Source organism: Tangfeifania sp. (assembly GCF_055108615.1).
In genome coordinates this window covers 23,936-45,087 of sequence record NZ_JBSQIC010000025.1, presented here as the reverse complement: position 1 = coordinate 45,087, position 21,152 = coordinate 23,936, and the positions used below count along the sequence as shown (strand labels likewise).

At 43.7% G+C, this 21,152-nt stretch carries 16 protein-coding genes; 12 read left to right on the top strand and 4 right to left on the bottom strand.

The genetic code is table 11. The features are described from left to right. Positions 1-45: 45 nt before the first annotated feature. Positions 46-996, bottom strand: coding sequence for a tRNA modification radical SAM protein MnmL/YtqA (gene mnmL / locus ACTCNA_RS07745; protein ID WP_462947328.1), 951 nt, complete (start codon positions 994-996; stop codon positions 46-48). A 161-nt stretch (positions 997-1,157) separates the two neighbouring features. Here mnmL and ACTCNA_RS07740 point away from each other — a divergent pair, with 161 nt between their 5' ends. Then, positions 1,158-2,687 carry a DUF4301 family protein gene (locus ACTCNA_RS07740; protein WP_462947327.1) on the top strand — a complete coding sequence of 510 codons (1,530 nt, stop codon included), beginning with the start codon at positions 1,158-1,160 and terminating at the stop codon, positions 2,685-2,687. 62 nt (positions 2,688-2,749) lie between these two features. Further along, complete coding sequence (locus tag ACTCNA_RS07735) at positions 2,750-4,165, top strand: tetratricopeptide repeat protein (protein WP_462947333.1); 1,416 nt, start codon at positions 2,750-2,752, stop codon at positions 4,163-4,165. Positions 4,166-4,725: 560 nt separating this feature from the next. Here the strand turns inward: ACTCNA_RS07735 and trmD are convergent. Beyond that, positions 4,726-5,445 (bottom strand): tRNA (guanosine(37)-N1)-methyltransferase TrmD, encoded by a 720-nt coding sequence (gene trmD / locus ACTCNA_RS07730; protein WP_462947326.1) that lies wholly within the window; start codon positions 5,443-5,445, stop codon positions 4,726-4,728. Between the two features lie 268 nt (positions 5,446-5,713). On the opposite strand from trmD, the gene ACTCNA_RS07725 reads away from it, so the two are divergent. The 10 genes from ACTCNA_RS07725 (at position 5,714) to ACTCNA_RS07680 (ending at position 17,961) form a co-directional block, all read left to right on the top strand. Then, positions 5,714-6,175: an Hsp20/alpha crystallin family protein gene (locus tag ACTCNA_RS07725; protein ID WP_462947325.1), complete on the top strand. Its 462-nt coding sequence runs from the start codon at positions 5,714-5,716 to the stop codon at positions 6,173-6,175. 173 nt (positions 6,176-6,348) lie between these two features. After that, on the top strand, positions 6,349-7,032 hold the full coding sequence (gene araD, locus ACTCNA_RS07720; protein ID WP_462947324.1) for an L-ribulose-5-phosphate 4-epimerase: 684 nt from the start codon (positions 6,349-6,351) through the stop codon (positions 7,030-7,032). Then, positions 7,022-8,713 (top strand): ribulokinase, encoded by a 1,692-nt coding sequence (locus ACTCNA_RS07715; RefSeq protein WP_462947323.1) that lies wholly within the window; start codon positions 7,022-7,024, stop codon positions 8,711-8,713. The genes araD and ACTCNA_RS07715 overlap by 11 nt, the downstream gene beginning before the upstream one ends. Positions 8,714-9,283: 570 nt before the next feature. Then, on the top strand, positions 9,284-11,065 hold the full coding sequence (locus tag ACTCNA_RS07710; protein ID WP_462947322.1) for an L-fucose isomerase: 1,782 nt from the start codon (positions 9,284-9,286) through the stop codon (positions 11,063-11,065). 314 nt (positions 11,066-11,379) lie between these two features. Continuing rightward, a complete protein-coding gene (locus tag ACTCNA_RS07705; protein WP_462947321.1) occupies positions 11,380-12,378 on the top strand; it encodes a GntR family transcriptional regulator in 999 nt (332 codons plus the stop codon). A gap of 59 nt (positions 12,379-12,437) precedes the next feature. Further along, positions 12,438-12,758, top strand: a complete 321-nt coding sequence (locus tag ACTCNA_RS07700; RefSeq protein ID WP_462947320.1) for a nucleotidyltransferase domain-containing protein — start codon at positions 12,438-12,440, stop codon at positions 12,756-12,758. A gap of 1 nt (position 12,759) precedes the next feature. After that, positions 12,760-13,170, top strand: coding sequence for a HEPN domain-containing protein (locus tag ACTCNA_RS07695; RefSeq protein ID WP_462947319.1), 411 nt, complete (start codon positions 12,760-12,762; stop codon positions 13,168-13,170). A gap of 10 nt (positions 13,171-13,180) precedes the next feature. Next, on the top strand, positions 13,181-14,668 hold the full coding sequence (locus tag ACTCNA_RS07690) for a TolB family protein (protein ID WP_462947318.1): 1,488 nt from the start codon (positions 13,181-13,183) through the stop codon (positions 14,666-14,668). A 28-nt stretch (positions 14,669-14,696) separates the two neighbouring features. Beyond that, a complete protein-coding gene (locus ACTCNA_RS07685) occupies positions 14,697-16,172 on the top strand; it encodes a TolB family protein (RefSeq protein WP_462947317.1) in 1,476 nt (491 codons plus the stop codon). Positions 16,173-16,185: 13 nt separating this feature from the next. After that, the gene (locus ACTCNA_RS07680) at positions 16,186-17,961 is read left to right on the top strand and encodes a DUF6057 family protein (RefSeq protein WP_462947316.1); all 1,776 of its coding nucleotides are present in this window, start codon (positions 16,186-16,188) and stop codon (positions 17,959-17,961) included. A 3-nt stretch (positions 17,962-17,964) separates the two neighbouring features. Here the strand turns inward: ACTCNA_RS07680 and ACTCNA_RS07675 are convergent, their stop codons facing one another. Together ACTCNA_RS07675 and ACTCNA_RS07670 are read right to left on the bottom strand one after the other, a co-directional pair. Continuing rightward, complete coding sequence (locus ACTCNA_RS07675; RefSeq protein ID WP_462947315.1) at positions 17,965-19,149, bottom strand: MFS transporter; 1,185 nt, start codon at positions 19,147-19,149, stop codon at positions 17,965-17,967. Between the two features lie 109 nt (positions 19,150-19,258). Further along, entirely contained in the window at positions 19,259-21,136 is a 1,878-nt protein-coding gene (locus tag ACTCNA_RS07670; RefSeq protein WP_462947314.1) for a RagB/SusD family nutrient uptake outer membrane protein, read from the bottom strand. Between the last annotated feature and the right edge of the window lie 16 nt (positions 21,137-21,152).

Genomic DNA, 21,152 nt, shown 5'->3' with positions numbered 1-21,152 from the left:
GCGGAACGGATGAAACAAATTCCGGAACAGTACAGGGGCAACTTGTTACTTGCTTTCGTACAATCTCCCCTGCCAGGTATCGCGTTCCTTCAGGCGTTTCTCCACCTTAGCCACGAATTCATTATTTTTTAGTCCCCAGCGCGGGGCAATCAGCAACTCAGGTGGGGCCTGGCTGATAAACCGCTCCACAATAATTTTCGGGTTGAGCAGCTCGAGGTAATCCACCGCCAGTTCGATGTATTCTTCAGCAGAAAAAAGGTGAAACTGTTCGGGATTTTCACGGAACTGTTTTTCCATTACCGTGCCTTTGTGGATTTGCAGTTGGTGTAATTTTAAGTTATTAACAGGGAGTTGTGAAATAACTCGTGCCTGATTCAGCCAGTCTTCCCGGGTTTCACCGGGAAGTCCCAGGATCAGGTGTGCACCATTATTGATTCCTCTGCGGTTGGTTTCTTCCAGCGCCCAAACCGATTCAGCAAAAGTATGCCCCCTGTTGATTTTCTCCAGCGTGCTGTCGAGATGCGATTCCAACCCGAATTCCACCATCACATACACTTTTTTGCTCAGTTCTTCCAGGTAATCGAGTAATTCCTTTTGCAGTGCATCAGGCCGGGTGGAGATGACAAGACCCACTATTTTTGGGTGTTGCAGTGCTTCTTCATACAGTTCAATCAAATTTTTCAGCGGTGCGTAAGTGCTGGTGTAGGCCTGGAAATAGGCCAGGAACCGTATCGATTTGTATTTCTTCTCAAAAAAACGAATGCCCTGTTCTATCTGGCTGGTCACGCTGTTCTCGAGGTTGCAGTAGGCAGGTTTAAACGTTTTGTTGTTGCAGTAAGTGCAGCCGCCATACCCTTTTTTGCCGTCGCGGTTGGGGCAGGTAAATCCGCCGTCAACCGACACCTTCTGCACCCGCTCCGAAAACAGGTTCCTGAAATAGGTTGAAAAATCGTTGTACCGTTTTGAATGCCCCCAAATGAATTTGTATTCCGTCATTGTTAAATTATTTGCCGTGCAAAATTACTTAAAAATTATCTGCTGAAAATGTTAGCTTTACCTGTTCAAAAAATATTGAAAACTTTATGCCTTCAGAGGGTGTTGAAAATTTTAAATAAAGATTCTTATTTCTATTTTTAAGTACTTTAAAATGACTATATATGCTTTCGAAAAAAGATGAACAACAAATAAAAGAACGGGGAAGCCGGCCTGAGACCGTGCTACAACAAATTGAAAATTTTAGGAAAGGCTTTCCTTATCTTGAAATAAAAGAAGCTGCAACCCACGATAATGGCATCATCAGCCTGAGTGAAGAGGAGGTAAAACAAAACGGTGATTTTTTTGCTGAAATGATTGACCGCGGAATTACGCCGCTTAAATTTGTGCCTGCATCAGGAGCTGCCAGCCGGATGTTTAAAGCGTTGTTTGAAGCTTTGAAAGATTGCGAACAATCAGATACCCCCGATGAAACGTTGGTGAAAAGCGCCGCTGCCAGGCAATTTCTGGCTAATAAAGAAAAATTTGCCTTTTATAATAATTTGGAAATTGCCGTGGGGGAGGGGCATGTGAAGAAAAATTGTCGGAGCTGGATTGATTTTCTGCTAAATGAAAAAGGATTAAATTACGGCTCGCTTCCCAAAGGGTTGCTGAAATTTCATAAATATCCGGATGGCGAGCGCACTCCTTTTGAAGAGCACCTGGTTGAGGCTTCAAGCTATTCAACCGACAAAAAAAATATTGCACGCCTTCATTTTACCGTGTCGCCTGAGCATCAAAAAGGATTTAAGGAACTTCTGAACGAGATAAAAGATAAATACGAAAAGTTACTGAACGTTACCTTCGAAGTTTCATTTAGCTTGCAGAAACCTTCAACTGATACCATTGCTGTTGATTTAAAAAACGAACCGTTCAGAGAGCCCGATGGCAGCCTTCTTTTTAGGCCTGGCGGTCATGGTGCACTCATTGAAAATCTGAACGATCTGGATGCTGATTTGATTTTCATTAAGAACATCGACAATGTTGTGCCCGACCACCTGAAGCAAGTTACCATAGATTACAAAAAAGCGTTGGCGGGTGTGCTTTTAAAATTACAGGAAAAGATTTTCAGGTATCAAAAATTTTTGAACGAAAGGCATCCTTCGGCGCTCGACAGTGCTTTTTTGGCCGAGGCAGCCAATTTTCTGGAGCATACACTGAATATTAAGCCACCGAGAAATCAGTACTATACTGAAAAGGAGGAATTGTACCATTATCTGAGGGAAAAATACAACCGACCGTTACGCGTTTGCGGAATGGTGAAAAACGAAGGCGAACCCGGTGGCGGACCATTTCTGGCCCTGAATCCTGACGGTACCGTTTCGCTGCAAATTGTGGAGAGCACACAAATTGACCCGGAAAGTGTTCAGCAACAAAATATTGTGAAAAATGCCACGCATTTTAACCCGGTTGATTTGGTTTGCGCGGTAAAAAATTACAAAGGCGAAAAATACGACCTGACACAGTTTACTGATCCGGCAACAGGTTTTATTTCGAAAAAATCGAAAGACGGAAAGGATTTGAAAGCCCAGGAACTGCCCGGTTTGTGGAACGGAGCCATGAGCAACTGGAACACTCTTTTTGTTGAAGTTCCTGTTGAAACCTTTAATCCGGTGAAAACGGTCAACGATTTGTTAAGGGAACAACACTTGTAAAAAAACAAGTTTCTTTATTCGGTGTGAATTATTAATTTTGCCCTTTCATTTTTGGAGGATTGATGAATCAGGAAGAACGAAATTTTATTAATGATGAAAACCTGGACGAGGCACTGAGCCGTTTTAAACGGTCATTGGTTTCAGGCAGGAAAAAGTACTTTGATGTTTCTGAATTTGAGGGAATTGTTGAGTATTTGCTCGATGAAGGTGATATAAACGCCTCTGAAATTGCAGCCCGGCAGGGAATTCAAATTCACCCCGGCGCGGTACCGCTCCAGTTAAAGTATGCCCAGGTGTTGCTTAGCAAAGGGAAATATGAAAATGCCCTCAACTATTTAGACCTGGCCGAACAACTGGAAGCTGCCAATCCTGATGTGCACCTTATGAAAGGTTCGGCATGGCTGATTCTGGGCGACGACCGCAATGCAGAAAAGTCATTCAGGCGCGCCCTGAAAGCAGGAGCAACCGAAGAAGACGATATTCTCTACCACATTGGAGCTGCCTATATTCAGGCCGGCGAAGTGGAAAAAGCAGTGAGCTATTTCGAACGTGCGCTGGATAAGAATCCGGCAAATGAACAGGCATTGTACGATCTGGGCTTTTTCAGCGATCAGTTGGGCGATTTCGATAAAAGTATTGAATATTACAACCGCTACCTCGACAGCAATCCATTTAATTACTCTACCTGGTTTAACCTGGGAATTACCTACAACAAAGCAGAAAATTATAAAAAAGCCATTGAAGCGTATGAATTTTCCCTGGCACTGAACGATACTTTCAGCCAGGCACTGTTCAATATTGCCAATGCGCACGCCAATGCCGGTAATTTTAATGAAGCTATTGAGCGGTATAATGAATTTTTGGAAATTGACCCGGATAATGATGATGCCTGGTGTTACATTGGCGAATGTTACCTCAACCTGGAAGATTATTTCCAGTCGGAATTTTTTTACCAGAAAGCCATTAAGCTGAATCCTGAAAACGATACGGCCTGGTTTGGTATTGGCCTTATTATGTGGGTGGAAAAAAAATACAGCGAAAGCATTGTCTTTATTAACAAAGCGCTGAAGCTTGACAATGATAATTCAGAATATTGGCTCACCCTGGCCAGGGTTTACAACGATTACAACAAATTGGAAAAAGCCACCGATGCCTTGAAAACGGCTGCACGCCTCGAACCCGGAAATGCTGAAATCTGGCTCACATGGGTGGATGTTCTCTTAAAATTCGGGGAGACCCAAAATGCACTTCGCATACTCAAAACCGGCATGAAAAAGAACAGCGATGTGCTGCTTAAATACCGCCTGGTTAGCCTTCTGCTGGAAAATAAAGAGGAAGAACAGGCACTGGCTGTTCTCGATGATGCTATGGACCAGGAATTTGTGCAGGTTAACTATTTGTTCGATATTTATCCCAAAGCCCTCAAAAATAAACGCCTGAAAAAACAGGTGGATAACTACCGCAAAAAATATATGTAGATTTCATTGCTGTCCGTTTTCTTCTGCACAATTATTTTGTTGCAGTTCTCAAGCAAAGATTAGTTTTATAATTAAGTCCCTGATTTAACGATTAATTTGACGGGTATGGAAAGTGGACTACCTACAACGTTCTTCGGAGCGATTGTCCCAATAAATCTCAAAGTCCGCTTTTTTCCCCTTTTGAGGGGAAATGCCTGCGTAAGGAATGTGGGATGGCAGGCAATGGGGTATTGAGGGGGACAAGGACGGATTTATCCGGCCAGGGGGTAAAATATCTTCCAGTACTCACTTTATATTTTGCAGCATTTTACTGGCATTTCTGTTTTTACTGTTTATTTGCATGAGAATTTGAAAATTTGAAAGGCTTAAAATGAATTTGTTCCTAAAGAATTGCTGATTCAATACAAGGCTGAAACCTATACAACTGAAATGGATTATACCCTATTTTTTAGGATAATTTTTCTGAGGGACATGAAATCTGGTTAATAGAATTCCGGAGCAATTAGTAATCAATGAGATTAATTGACCCGTTTAGTGTTTGAGCATCTATTTCGATTTTGCTATTTGTCATTTGGAATTTCTCCATTGTACTTTCTGTACAAATCCGGTCTCAAATTTTTTGTGCGTTCCACCGCCTGTTGGTGTTTCCAGTCGTCCACCATCTGGTCGTTGCCACTGAGCAAGATATCCGGTACTTTCATGCCTTTGTACTCCGCAGGCCGTGTGTAAACCGGCGGGCTGAGCAGGTTATCCTGAAACGAATCGGTGAGGGCAGAGGTTTCGTCGGACAAAACCCCCGGAATCAGCCGCACCACGCTGTCGGTAATTACAGCCGCAGCCAGTTCGCCGCCTGTTAAAACATAATCGCCAATCGAGATTTCTTTGGTGATGAAATGGTCGCGCACCCGCTGGTCAACCCCTTTGTAATGCCCACATAAAATAATGATGTTCTTTTTCAGCGAAAGCGTGTTGGCTTCTTTTTGGTCGAATAGCTTTCCGTCGGGGGTTGTAAAAATGATTTCATCGTATTCTCGTTTTGATGTCAACGATTCAATGGCTTTTTCAATGGGCTGAATGGCCATTACCATCCCTGCTCCCTTGCTGAAAGCATAATCATCTACACGCCGGTGTTTGTCATCCGAAAAATCGCGCAGGCTGTGCACGTGAATTTCAGCCAGTCCTTTTTCCTGCGCCCGTTTTACAATGGAATAATTCAATGGACTTTCCAGCATTTCGGGCAAAACTGTAATAATATCGATGCGCATAGTATTTTTTTGCAAAAGTAAAGATTTATTCGGGTTGAGCAGGAATCAAAATTTTGCTTTGTTTGGGAGAAATACAACAAGTATGTAAGCATCTAATAATTTAAATGTTTATATAAAATGACATAAATGCAGTTGGTCTTGTCTGGATGTGGTCATATTGTCATAAAAGACAATTGAGTATTAAATGTTTTGGCAGATTTTTGGGGTTGGAACATGGATTGATAATGAAGAACTGAAATTGAAAATAAAAAATTGAAAATAAAAAATTTTAGGAGGAAATGATATGAACTTAGTAAGATTTGAAAATCCGTACCGTACCGTAAACCGTAATTTAGTTGACGATTTGTTCAATAATTTGTTGAGAAACGATTACGATGAAAACTACCTGAACGATTGCAATTGTAAACCAGCTACCAACATTTTGGAAAAAAACGATACGTTCAAAATTGAACTGCAGTTGCCCGGTTTTAAAAAAGACGATGTTCAGCTGAATTATCACGAAAATATATTAACCGTGAAAGTTGAACTTCCTGAAAATAATGAAGAAGAGAATAAAAAAGAGGAAGAATTCAAATACGAACGTCGTGAATTCGGAGTTTACAATTTTGAGCGCAAGTTCAGAGTGCCGAAAACTGTAGATGGCGAAAAAATTGAAGCTCATTTTGAAAACGGAATACTGGAACTGGTACTTCCCAAAAAAGAGAAAGCACTTGAAAAAGAACCGGTTGATATAAAAATTAACTAAAGCAGGGTAACAAATAAAAAGCAGAGGATAGGTAGAAAGGCCTGGCATTATGCCGGGCTTTTTTTGTACCTTTTTTTGGGATGTTGTTAAAGAATCTTTTTTAAATTTAAATTAAGTGTTATTTTTACTTTTTATAAACTTCGGAAATCAACTATAACAAAACAATAAAAATCATGCTTGAACAACTGAAAGAACAAGTATTGCAGGCTAATCTCGATTTGGTGAAACACGGCCTTGTTGTTTTCACGTGGGGAAATGTTAGTGGAATCGATCGTGAAAATGGCATGGCAGTAATTAAACCCAGCGGAATTCCCTACGAAAAAATGCGGCCCAAAGACATGGTTGTGCTCAATTTGTACGGGCAGGTTGTTGAGGGGGAATTGAAACCTTCGAGCGATGCACCAACCCACCTGGTGCTCTACCGTCAATTCGAAAATATTGGCGGAGTTGTACATACCCATTCCGAGTGGGCCACAAGCTGGGCACAGGCCGGTTACGATATTCCCGCCCTGGGAACAACTCATGCCGACTATTTTTACGGCGAAATCCCCTGTACGCGCAAAATGACTCATCAGGAAATTCAGGAAAATTATGAACAGGAAACCGGGCGGGTGATTCTCTCCCGTTTTAAAGGGTTGAACCCCGATGAAATTCCCGGAGTGCTGGTAAACAATCACGGGCCTTTTGCCTGGGGAACCGATGCGGACAATGCCGTGCACAACGCGGTAGTGCTCGAAGAGGTGGCCAAAATGGCTTTCCGCACATTGATGCTGAACCCCGAAGCAGAAATGGGTAAAACCCTGCTCGACAAACATTTCCTCCGCAAACACGGTAAAAACGCATATTATGGACAATAAAATTCTTAAAAATATGGACGAAAAATATACAATAGGTTTGGATTATGGTACCGATTCGGTCCGTTCGTTAATAGTGAATGTGGAAACAGGCAAAGAAGTGGCCAGTGTAGTTTACAATTATCCCCGCTGGAAAGCCGGAGAATATTGCAATCCGCCGGTTAACCAGTTTCGCCAGCACCCAAATGATTATCTTGAAGGGCTGGAATATACCATAAAAGAAGCGTTGAAACAAGCGCCTGAAGACGTGGCCGGGAAAGTGGTGGGAATTTCTGTCGATACAACTGGGTCCACACCGGTGGCGGTGGATGAGAAAGGCATTCCGTTGTCGCTGACCACCGGTTTTGAAGAAAACCCCAATGCCATGTTCGTGCTGTGGAAAGACCACTCCGCAGTGAAAGAAGCAGAAGAAATCAACCAGCTGGCCCGCAAATGGGACATCGATTTCACCAAATATGAAGGAGGGATTTATTCCTCAGAATGGTTTTGGGCGAAAGTGCTGCACATTATTCGCGAAGATGCAGGAGTTTTCAGGGCAGCTTATTCGTGGGTGGAACACTGCGACTGGATTCCTGCAGTTCTCACCGGAAATACCAACCCGAAAACTTTGAAACGCAGCCGTTGCGCAGCAGGGCATAAAGCCATGTGGCACGAGGCATTTGGCGGACTACCTTCCGAAGAATTTTTAACGGCACTCGACCCGATGCTGGCCGGACTGCGCGAACGCCTCTACAAGGAAACTTTTACCTGCGACGTGGCTGCAGGAACTCTCTCGGAAGAATGGGCTGAAAAACTCGGACTTCCCAAAAATGTAGTGGTGGGGGTGGGGGCTTTCGATGCCCACCTTGGCGCAGTTGGAGCTGAAATTGAACCGTATTATCTTTCAAAGGTGATGGGAACTTCCACCTGCGATATGTTGATTGCCCCGTCGGATGAAGTAGGCGACAAACTGGTGAACGGCATTTGCGGCCAGGTTGACGGCTCCATTGTTCCCGGCATGGTAGGCCTGGAGGCCGGGCAATCGGCTTTTGGCGATATTTATGCCTGGTTTAAGCAGGTGCTGGAATGGCCGCTGACCAACATCCTGGCAAAATCGGATTTGATAGATGAAACCACCAAACAAAAGCTGATTGAAGAAACTTCGGATAAAATTATTGCTGAATTAAGCGAGGCTGCTGCTAAGGTTCCGCCGGAAGAAAGCGGAATTGTGGCACTCGACTGGATGAACGGACGGCGCACACCCGATGCCAACCAGGCGTTGAAAGGTGCAATCACCGGGCTGAACCTCGGCTCTGATGCGCCTCGGATTTTCCGTGCACTTGTGGAGGCCACTGCATTTGGTTCTAAAGCCATTAACGACCGTTTTATGGATGAAGGTGTTCGCATCGATGGTGTTATTGCACTGGGCGGTGTGGCTAAAAAATCACCGTTCGTAATGCAAATTGTGGCCGACGTGCTGGATATGCCCATTAAAGTTGCCCGTTCCGAGCAGGCTTGTGCACTGGGATCCGCAATGGCAGCTTCAGTTGCAGCAGGAGTTTATGCCAATACTTCTGAAGCACAGAAAAAAATGGGCAGCGGTATTGAAACCGAATATCATCCAATTCCTGAAAATGTGGAGAAGTACAAACTGTTGTACGAGAAATACAAAAAACTCGGAAAGTTTATCGAATTTGATTATTAGGCCGGGGAAAACACTATTGATTAAAAATGAGCTGATTTTTTTTGGTGAACAAACTAAACCTGGAATCTGAAAGCGTCTTGAGTGCTTTAAACAGGATGGAAGCGACAGGTAATTTCTGCCAAAACGATGAAAAAAATACAATTTACCGGATTATTTTTTGAATAAATCAAAATTAATTAATATGTTTGTAGTGCAATGCGTTCTGCATTGCATGTGTGTTTGGGGGTTAAAATTGAGGGCAGCTGTTGAGCTGTCCTCTTCTTTTTTATATACCTTGCATCCCAAATTAAATTTATGAAGAATCACAATTTACACTGCCCAAAACCTGAAGTGGGCTTTGTCAACATGTTTTTGATTTATGTTGAAAAGCATTTTTGAAACCAATCAAAATTTTATAAATTGCAGCACAGTACAGCACAGCACAACGTGAGAAGTGAAGAGTATTTCCACCTTCATTTTATTACGGTGGACAGACAGTCTCACTTGACAACTCTTCACCTGGTGACTTTAAGCTCACCTGGTGAATAATATAAAATGCAATGCAAATTACTCATTCAAAAATAAATAACTATGGCAAACAGATTAATCGGGAGGAATCCCAAAGTAGGTATCCGTCCTGTCATCGACGGACGTGAACGGGGCGTACGCGAATCGCTCGAAGAACAAACTATGAACCTGGCAAAAGCCGCAGCGCAGCTCATTGAAGAAAACCTGCGTTTTCCGGGTGGGGAAGAAGTGGAATGTGTAATTGCTGATACAACTATTGGCGGTGTGGCTGAGGCTGCTTTTTGCGCTGATAAGTTTGAACGCGAAGGGGTAGGGGTGTCGTTAACGGTTACTCCATGCTGGTGCTACGGCACCGAAGTGATGGATGCCAATCCGCTTGTTCCCAAAGCTGTTTGGGGATTTAATGGCACTGAACGGCCCGGTGCAGTTTATCTCGCGGCAGCACTTGCCGGTTACACTCAAAAAGGGTTGCCTGCATTTGGTATTTACGGCCGCGATGTGCAGGATGCCGGCGATAATTCCATTCCTGAAGATGTGAAAGAAAAAATTATCCGGTTTGTGCGTTCGGCGCTGGTCGTGGCTCAAATGAAAGGAAAATCGTACCTCTCGCTGGGTTACACATCAATGGGAATTGCCGGCTCAATGGTGAATCCCGATTTTTTCCAGGATTACCTGGGCATGCGCACCGAGTTTGTGGATATGAGCGAAGTGAAACGCCGCATTGACGAAGAAATTTACGATAAGGAAGAATTTGAAAAGGCATTAAAGTGGACCCGGGAAAACTGTACTGAAGGCGATGACTACAATAAGCCCGAGGTTCAGGTTGATCGTGACCGAAAAGACAAGGAGTGGGAGACAGTGGTGAAGATGACACTGATTTTCCGCGACCTGATGATTGGTAACCCGAAATTGAAAGAGGCCGGTTTTGGTGAAGAATCAAATGGAAGAAATGCCATTGCAGGCGGTTTTCAGGGGCAACGCCAATGGACCGATTATTTACCCAACGGCGATTTTTCTGAAACCTTGTTAAATTCATCATTCGACTGGAACGGTATTCGCGAAGCTTATGTGTTAGCTACCGAAAATGACAGTCTCAACGCCGTTCCAATGTTATTCGGCCATTTGCTCACCAATACGGCGCAGATTTTTTCTGATGTGCGTACCTACTGGAGCCCCGATGCTGTAAAACGGGTTACCGGCAAAACGTTAACGGGGGTGGCAAAAGACGGGATCATCCATCTTCTCAATTCAGGTTCAACAACACTGGATGCAACCGCCCAGCAATGCGATGAAAACGGTAATCCGGTAATGAAACCTTTCTGGGATATTACGGAAGAAGAGGTTGAAAAATGCCTTGCTAAAACCCGTTTTTGCCCTGCCGATCGCGAATATTTCAGGGGAGGCGGTTTTTCCAGCCAGTTTAAAACCGAAGGCCAGATGCCGGTTACCATGTCGCGCATTAATATGGTAAAAGGGCTCGGACCGGTTCTTCAACTGGCCGAAGGCTATACCGTTGAGCTGGACGATGAGGTTCATGAAATACTGAATGAACGGACAAATCCAACCTGGCCAACCACCTGGTTCGTGCCTCGGATAACCGGGAAAGGTGCCTTTAAAGATGTTTATTCGGTTATGGCCAACTGGGGTGCCAACCACGGGGCTATCAGTTACGGGCACATTGGTGCCGATTTAATTACCCTGGCATCAATGCTGCGCATTCCGGTAAATATGCACAACGTGGATGAAGACAAAATTTTCAGGCCCAGTGCATGGAATGCTTTCGGTGAAGATAAAGAAGGATCTGATTACCGTGCCTGCGCCAATTTCGGGCCGGTTTATAAATAATAGCTGTGAGGTTGTCTCAAAAGTCCTCATAGATGTCATTCTGAGCGAAGTTCCTGTCGATGACATATTTATGTAATATAATGTTTGTAAATAAATTGATAAATGACAAAAATCAAATTTCAAATAAGCACCAAAATCAAAAAAAACAATTTTCGAAACAAGACATAGTTAAAAATTTTGGAATTTAAAGAAATGCAACATTGGAATTTATTTGTGATTTGTGATTTGTATTTTGGATATTACTGTCATCGTCTCATGCCAACATGACAAATTAGCTTGAACCTTAACTTTTGAGACAGCCTATTCAAAAGAAAATGAAAATACCTGAATTACATATCATTAAACCGGCCGGGCAAACCAAAATTCAGCAGTTGGTGCATTCCATCACGGAAGCCATCAGCAATGGAACGTTAAAAGAAGGTGATGTGTTGCCTTCGGTGAACCGGCTGAGCAGCCAGAGCGGTTTTTCGCGCGACACGGTTTTTAAGGCGTACAGCATCCTGAGAAAACGTGCCGTAATAGAATCGGCACCCACCAAAGGCTATTTCGTGGCCAACGAAACGTACAAGGTTTTTATGCTGCTCGACGATTTTAGCGCGTTCAAAGAGCAGTTGTATCAATCGTTCCGCAAAAACCTGCCCGAAGCCTATTCGGTGGATTTGTTGTTTCATCATTACAACGAAGAAGTTTTTTATCAGCTGATTCAAAACAGCCTGGGGCGCTACAGCATGTATATTGTTATGAATATCGACCACCGAACCATTTCACCGGTTTTGGATAAAATCGATCCCAACAAATTACTGGTGCTCGATATGGGCAACGCTTCCGGAAGAAACAGAAATTATTTGGTACAGGATTTCAATCGGGCGGTTTTGCAATGCCTTGAAAAAGGGTTTCCGCAGTTGAACAAATACGATGAGCTGATAATGGTTTATTCGGAAAAAGATACGCCTCACCCGGCTGAATCAGTTACTGCTGTAAGGCGGTTTTGCGAAAGCCATCAAATCGCTTTCAGAAAAATAAACCGTGTGAATGCTGTTCCGTTAAAAAAGGGACAGGCCTGGTTCGTGATCCGCGATGCCGATTTGGTGGAGGTAATAAAAAAATGCCGGGTCAATAAACTGAAACTCGGGCAGGATGTTGGGGTGATCTCCTATAACGACTCTCCCATGAAGCAAATTGTCGGTGGCGGAATCTCAGTCATGTCAGTCGATTTCGAAAAGATGGGTGAACTGGCAGCCCGTTTTGTTAAAAATAAACAGCCCATTGAAAAAGTATTGCCAACTTTTTTAACTTTGAGGGAATCTTTGTAAGAAGTTGTCTTCATGGTTTTGTTTTTTTAAGTTATAAATTTGGATAATTACAGTTTCCAATGAATCAAAGAGATAAACATATTGCTTCTCAAATAAGAGCTAAAATTAAGGAAGTTGACCCAAATGCTAAAGTCGTTTTGTATGGCTCAAGAGCACGCGGCACTTCCGGGAAATCTTCCGATTGGGATGTTTTGGTCTTGCTCGACATAGAAAATGTGGATTTGAAAACCGAACAGAAATTCCGGCATTCGCTTTTTGATTTGGAACTGGAGATTGAAGAACCCATTTCCGTTTTTGTTTATTCCAATAATCAGTGGGAATCGAAATACAAAGTGACCCCGTTTTATAAAAATGTGAAAAGAGAAGGTATCGTTTTGTAAAATGGCTAATCTAAAAGATTATATAAATTATCGGGTCGAACGAGCTGAAGCAACTTTTCAGGATGCTGTTATATTGTATAATACGAAGAGCTGGAATTCATGTATTAACAGGTTGTATTATGCAAGTTTCTACATGGTTAGTGCTTTGCTTTTAAAAAATGAAATCGAAGCCAAAACTCATAATGGAGTTCGGATTAACTTTTTCAAGGAATTCATAAAAAACGGTGAAATTGATAAAAAATTTGGAAAACTTTACACCGATTTATTTGCCTGGAGAAATGAAGGTGATTATGCTGATTTTATCGATTTCGATGAAGAAATTGTAAACTCAGTTTTACCTTTTACGAAAGAGTTTTTGGAGTTACTTCGAGAAAAAATAGATCAAAATCAACTATTTAAACAAGACAATTAAGATTATGAAAATGGATAAATTTACAGTGCTTTTTTTGTTTTTGGTGTTTTCATTTAATATAAATGCACAAGAAATGTTTCAGAAATATGAAGGCCAAAACATTGGAAATCCAAAGTTAAAAGGGGATTTCAGTTTTGATAAAAGGGAACAGTCATTTACCGTTGAAGGATCTGGGTACAATGTCTGGTTTGATCGAGATGAGTTTTATTTTGTGTCGCAGGAAGTAGAAGGAGATTTTATTTTTTCGGCCAGGCCTGAATTTGTAGGCGAAGGTGTTGACCCACACCGGAAATTGGGACTGATGATCCGGAATACCAAAGAGGAAGATGCTGTTTATATGGATGCAGCCGTTCATGGCGACGGCCTCACGTCGTTGCAATTCCGCGACAAGCGTGGCGGGGAAACCCACGAGATTACGTCAGAAATTAAAATGCCTGATTTTATTCAGGTGGAAAGAGAGGAAGATGAGTTTATTTTCAGGGCTTCGAAAAATGGTGCACCGCTGGTTGAGGTGGGGCGGGTTGTCCTGGCTATGTCGCCATCGGTTCACGTGGGGATGTTTGTGAGTTCGCACAACGAAGAGGTGAAAGAAAAAGCGAAGTTTTGGAATGTCCGGTTTGAAAAACCGGCTGCCGAAGATGTTGACGGGTATCAAACCCCTTCACCCAGCAGGCTCGAAATCATCAACATCGGGTCGGGCATTCGCGAAGTGATTTACGAAACCGAAACCCATATTGAAGCGCCCAACTGGTCGCGGAACGGAAAGTTCCTGGTGTATAATTCCGGAGGGAAATTGTATAATTTCGATTTGAAAAAACGAACACCGGAATTGATTAACACCGGAGATGTGACGGCCAACAACAACGATCACGGAATTTCTTTCGATGGAAAAACACTGGCAATAAGCAGCAGCACAGAAGATAACGGTCAGCGCCGTTCCATTATTTACACGGTTCCGATTGAAGGAGGTACCCCGTTTCGGGTTACATCCAATGGTCCGTCGTACTGGCATGGCTGGTCGCCCGACGACGAGTGGCTGACTTATTGTGCCGAACGCAACGGGAATTATGATGTATATAAAATTCCCGCAACCGGAGGCGAGGAAATCCGACTGACCACTTCCGAAGGACTGGACGACGGGCCCGAATATTCACCCGACAGCAAATACATTTACTTCAATTCGGTGCGCAGCGGAAGCATGGAAATATGGCGGATGAAACCCGATGGTTCGGAGCAGGAACAGGTGACAGACGACAAGTTTCAGAACTGGTTTGCCCACCCGTCGCCCGACGGAAAGTGGCTGATTATGATTTCTTATCCTCCAGAGGTTCCGGCTGGCTCGCACCCGCACAACAAAAGGGTAATGTTGCGGTTAATGCCGGCAAACGGTGGCGAAATCAAAACGATTGCCTTTTTATACGGCGGCCAGGGAACCCTTAATGTACCTTCGTGGAGCCCCGATTCGAAAAAAGTGGCTTTTATGAGTTATACGTATTAATACTTTTTGGGGAACAGAACCTATTGAAATGAAACTGAAACACCTGATATATTATTCTATCCTGATCTATTCACTCGGTGCTTGTACAACCGTACCCGGAGAAGACAGCATCTTAATGGAACGAACGCCTACTCTGAAACCCGATTATTCAGCAATTACCATCCCGTTCAATATTGCGCCGCTCAATTTTTTTGTCGAAGAAAAAGGCGATGCCTTTTTTGTGGTTGTGGAAGGAGCAAATGGTTCTTCGCTAACTGCTTCATCGAAAAACGGGAAAATTCAGTTTAATGAAAAAAAGTGGAAAAAACTGCTGGAACAAAACCGGAACAGGCAACTGGTTTATACTGTTTATACCGAAAATGATGAAGAATGGCGCAAGTTTCAGTCGTTTAATCAAACCGTAGCAGATGCCGAAGTAGATCCTTTTTTATATTACCGGCTTCTGCACCCGGGTTACGAGAGCTGGACCGAAATCAGCATTGTCCAGCGAAACCTCGCGAGCTTTCGTGAAAAAACAGTGGTTGAAAATAATGTACTGGAACAAAACTGTGTAAACTGCCACTCGTTCACCCATCAGAATACCGAAAAATTTCTGTTTCACGTGCGGGGCTCTCATGGCGGTACCTATTTCTGGGATAACGGCGAATTGCGAAAAGTTAACCTGAAAACGGAAGAGATGGAAAACGGGGCGGTTTATCCGCGCTGGCATCCATCGGGGAACTACGTGGCTTTTTCGTCGAATAAAGTGGTGCAGCAGTTTTATGCGTCCGAATCGAAAAAAATCGAGGTTTCCGACCTGAATTCATCGCTGGTAATGTACGATACCCAAACCAACGAGATGATGGATGTGCCGGTTGACAATAACCAACTATACATGGACACTTACCCGGAATGGTCGCCCGACGGGAAATACCTCTATTTCTGCCGTGCCGGCCAGATTGGCGAGGAATACGATTACCGGGACATTAAATACAATTTGTGCCGGGTTCCCTTTCAACCTGAAACCCGGAAATTCGGGGAGACTGAGCTTGTTTTTGATGCTTCTGCTGAAAATTCCAGTGTCTCTTTTCCGCGAATTTCACCCGACGGTAAATTGCTTGTTTTTACCCTGCACGATTACGGCTGTTTTCCGATATGGCATAAAGAAGCCGACTTGTATTCCGTTGATCTCGCTGATTTTACCGTATCGAAATTGGATAATGTAAACAGTGGTTTTACCGAAAGCTACCATTCCTGGTCGTCAAACGGACGGTGGCTGATGTTTAGCAGCAAGCGCGGCGACGGGCTTTCAGCAAGGCCATACATTGCCTGGGTGGATCAAAACGGGAAGGCCGGGAAACCTTTTGTGGTGCCACAGGAAGATCCCCTGTTTTACAGCCGGTTTATAAAAACCTTCAATATTCCTGAATTTGCAACCACTGAAATTTCATTTACCCCGGGTGAACTTCGACGGACAGCCGAAAGCCAGGCTTTACAGGCCCAATGGGCAGAAATTGAGAAATAAATGATTTAGATTGATGAGCGCAACTAACCTGAAAACCAGCCGATTTTTACACCTTTTCACTTACCTTCTTTTTTTTGTCGGAACAGTATTCTATTTCTACTGGTTTGCCAACTATATTTTCTTTTATCAGGAAAAAGCATCGCTGTTTTTGGTGTCTTTTTCGTATTTAAAAGAACATTTCGATCAGCCGGGCGGCTTTTTGGAATACCTCGGAAGTTTGGTATCGGCATTCTATTACCACAAACTTACAGGGCCGGTACTGATGGGGTTGATTATTTTCGCCTCGGTTCGTTTGGTGGCCCGGATTGCAAAAATCAAAACAGGAAGGCCGGCAACTATTTTCCCGTTTTTAATTGGGGCGGGAATGGTTTACCTGCAGGCCAACTACCAGTATGCTGCAGTTAATACTATTGGAATCTTCCTGCAACTGTTGTTATTTTATTGCACATTACGGTTTTTCAGTATGAAACTGGAATGGATTCCGGTGCTCCTGTTTCCGCTATGGTACATTTTAACCGGCGGCTTTTCGTGGATTTTTCTTGCGCTGTTTGTAGTGCATCTGGTAGTAGAGAGGAATGAGCACTGGTGGAAAAAAATAGTATCGGTCCTGATTTTAAGCGCAGCCGTTTTTTACATTTCAATAGAATTTCTGTTTTATCAAACGCCTGCCAATCTGCTGGTTCATCCCATTGAAGCACAACAAACAGGAATGCAGTTAAAAGAACTTGCTGTCCTTGTTTTTATTATTCTACTGCTTCCGGTTCTCTCAAAATTTAAAATTAGCAGTCATCAGAAAATAAAGACAAAAAAAATCAACTGGATCCAAGGTGTACCTTTTGTTGTTTTAATTGGTTTGGCGTTTGCGCTTGTTCCCAAAACCGACAAAAAAAACAGTCACTATTTTCATGTGGAAGAGCTGTTTTACAAGCAGCAATACGAAAAACTGATTGCTTTTAATGAGGCGTTTCCATCCACAAACAGGCTTACTATTTTTCTGAATAATATTGCGCTTGCCGAAACCGGCCAGCTTACCGAACGACTTTTTGAATTTCCGCAGGATCCAAATGGCGGAACGCTATTCCTGGAGTGGAAAATGGTGGGCGAAGTTTTAAAGCGCGGCGGTTACTTTTATTACACGGTAGGAATAATTAACGAAGCGCAGCGCTGGGCTTATGAATATATGGTGATGCGCGGCTACACTCCCGAAGGATTGAAAATGCTGATAAAAACAGAATTGATTAACGGAAATTACGAGGTGGCACAGAAATACATTCACACATTAAAGCAATCGGTTTTTTACCGAAAAGAGGCCAACGCATTTGAAAAACTGCTGTTTGACGATGAAGCTGTGAATGCCCATCCCGAACTGGGCGAAAAGAGACGGTTGAAACCGGAATCCGATTTTTTTGTGCTTTCGGATAATCCGGCAGCTAACCTCGAACACCTTGTTTCCACCGATTCAACCAATGTTTTTGCACTGGAATATCAGTTTGCCTGGCAACTGCTGGAAAAAGACATTGAAGGCATTGTTGAAAATCTGCCGTTGCTCGAGAAGTCCGGTTACAGGAGAATTCCCCGTCATATTCAGGAGGCTGCAACAGGTTACAAACAGCTTCAAATGGGAACTTTCCCCGAGTTGGAGTACCTGCGAATCGATCCACAGATTGAGCAGCGTTTCAGGCAGTATTACCAGGTTTTTCAGCAAAACAGCTCATCGCGAGAGCAGGCACAACGGACGCTTTACCCGAATTTCCGTACAACATTCTGGTATTACCTGTTTTTTAAATAAATTTTAGTCCACATCTTTATTTCTGAAAAACGCAACAAACAGAATAAGAAGCAGTACGGAAAACAATGTTGTGATTCCCCAGATTGCATCCCAGTTATATCCTGCATCAGTATGATAATAGTCGATAAGTTTGGCACAAAGGAAGTTGCCTGCCAGTAGTCCCAGCCCGAAAGTTACGAGGAAAATGAAACCCTGTGCCTGAGATTTCAACTGTTTGGGCGCTTTTTTATCGATGTAAATTTGACCGCCCACATAAAAGAAACCGAAAATGAGCCCGTGAATTAAAATACCGATGTAATACATCCAGGGTTGGGTAACTACGCCACCTGTATAAAATGCCAGATATCGAATGGTTAAGGCAACAAGGCCGTAAATCATGGTTTTGCGTAAGCCGAATTTTTTAATGGCCACCGGCACCAGCAGCATGAAGCCCATTTCGAACAGTACGCCCCAGTTAATGGTAACTGAAATGTATTTTGTGTCGATGAATAAAAGGAATTCCGAGAAATAGGAATAATACATGGCAAACGGGATCATCGACAGGAAGGAGAGAACGATGAAAATAGCGAAATTCTTGTTTTTCATTAATTGCACGGTTCCCAGTCCGAATGCATCGATGAGCGTGGCTTTTTGCCCTTTTGCCAGTGGTGGTGTGTCGGGCAGGGCAAGGTTGGTAAATGCAGCAATGAAACTTACACCGGCACCGCAATAAAATGGAATGTTGGTCCCGTCGAAATCGATGTTTAAAAACCGGATGAAAATGACACTGAAAATACCCGATGCCACCCATCCGATGGAGCCAAACACCCTGATTTTCGGGAAGTCTTCCGACGGCAGGTGCGCCATGGCAATGGCGCTTGTCAGGCTCCACGAAGGCATGTAGGCCAGCATGCCCAGCAGCAGGCAGAGGAATAAAATATTGGGGTTGTTGGTAGTCCCTGCCCAGAGCAGCATAGCAGCATGAATAAAATTCAAACCTGCCAGTACTTTTTGCGCTGCAAAAAAACGGTCGGCCAGCATTCCTACCAGGGGTGAGGCCATGCAGCCAATGGCCATCGAGCTTAGAATAAGCGCTTTTTGGGTGCTCCCAACTTCAAGGTTCGTGAGGTAAGCTGCCAGTGGTACCCACCAAACGGCGTACATCATATATTGTAGGAGCATCATCGAGGAAAGTTTGAATTTAATCATGTTTCTGGTTTTATTCTTATTGTGTTTTTTACTAAATGAATTGGTGCAATTTAAAAAGACCGGCCCATTGAGCCGGTCTTTCTAATTTTTATCTAACTAAACTAACTGGTTAATTATAACCGGGATTTTGTTGTAATTGCGGTGCTTTGTTCATTTCAGTTCTTGAAATGGGCAGCCAGTAGAATGTATCATTCCATTGTCTGTCGTCCACGCTTTGTGATGTGTCGTAGAACCATTTTTTGCTGCCATCGGCATAATGGTAAATTTTCATGTGATATACATCTTCAATTACCTCGTCGGCAATCATCCATTTCCGCATCATGTACCAGCGGTCACCTTCAGCAAACATTTCAAGCTGACGCTCTTTGCGGTACCACTCCCTGGCCTGATCCTGATCGGAAGTTACCCTGTCGGGTAATCCGGCACGGTTACGCACCCTGTTCAGGGCATCCAATCCTTCCTGTACCTCACCAAGTTCAATACAAGCTTCGGCATAGTCGAGCAATACTTCGGCATAACGCATTTCTATCCATGCGTTTTCGTTGTTAAAGTGCTGGCCAACTGTTGCCGGGTCCTGGTATTTTTTCAGGTAATACCCGTTTTTGGTTCCGTTCCACGATTCGATAAAACTTTGCCGGGTATCAAGTCCTGCCTGGTCAATTTCATCCTCATTGGGCGCGGGCTTCATAAAATATCCGGTTTGAATACGGCCCTCCGGGTCAATTCCCTGGCCGTCACTTGGCCGTTGCATCCATTGGGCACCATCGAACAAAACGGTAGCGTAAAAACGTGGTTCGCGGCCTACATAAGGATTCCTTTCCGGATCTTCAGCCAGCTCTTTGGCTGTGAATTCGCGCACGGTAGTGTTACCCGGATCGTATTTGTCGAACTGGAAAGGAGTTCCGTCAGCCATTTCAAACTTGCGGACAACGGGCTCATTCGGGTCGTTGTTACCCCAGTTGTGGTAGCCGTTTGGTCCCCACCAGCGGTTTTGGGTGGTGGTATTACCCTGCGACTGTAAGTGCTGAACACCCCAGATAGCTTCATCATTCCATTCTCCTTTTTGGGTGAAAATGCTGAAGAAATTATCGGCGTATTGCATCACAACTTCTTCTGTCATTTCAGCTGGCGGATCATCAGTGGTTCCTGCCAGTGCATAATGCCCGTACTGGCCATCGATAACTGCTTTGGCAGCTGCTTTGGCTGCTTCCAGCCTTTGCGTGCGTGATCCGCTCTGGAAAGAAACCAGCGGATTGGATGGTTGATAACCACCGTTCATTAAAATACCGGTACTCCAGCTCAGAATTCTCGATTTCAAAGCTGCGGCAGCTCCTTTGGTGGCACGTCCCTGATCCATGCCGTCTTTTTCGGGAAGCAAAGAAATAGCTTGATCCAAATCAGCCAGGATAAAAGCCAGTGTTTCATCGATGGATGAACGCTGAACAGAAAGGAAATCTTCTCCCAGTTCAAAAGGTTCTTCAATGAGAACTACACCGCCATACGAGCGCATCAGGTTCACATAGTCAAATGCCCGGATAAAAAAAGCTTCTCCTTTCATTCTTTCTTTCAATGTTTGGTCGGGCGTTGTTTCAGCAGGAACATCATCAATATTGGCCAGAAAAACATTTACGTTTTTAATATTGCCATATAACGACCAGGTTATCCAGTTAAAACGCCAGTTGCCAAAATGGCCCAGTTGGTCGGGGCTCATGGTTCCTTTAATGTTGGTATATTCTCCGGGACGGTGAATACACAATACCTCATCGGTGGCACCGGCAAGTATATCTTCCCGCAACCCGAGCAGCATATTATTGTCAACGCCAATATAGTCGTAACATCTGCCCAGGTAAGCTTTTGTTAAGTTAATATCCTCGAATACCGATTCCTCATTGAAGGCATCCACGGCTTTCTGATCGAGCACATCCTCGCAAGATGTTGCAAACAGCAGCATCGTTGCCATTATCGAATAGATTATCGTTTTTTTCATATTCTTCATTTTTCAA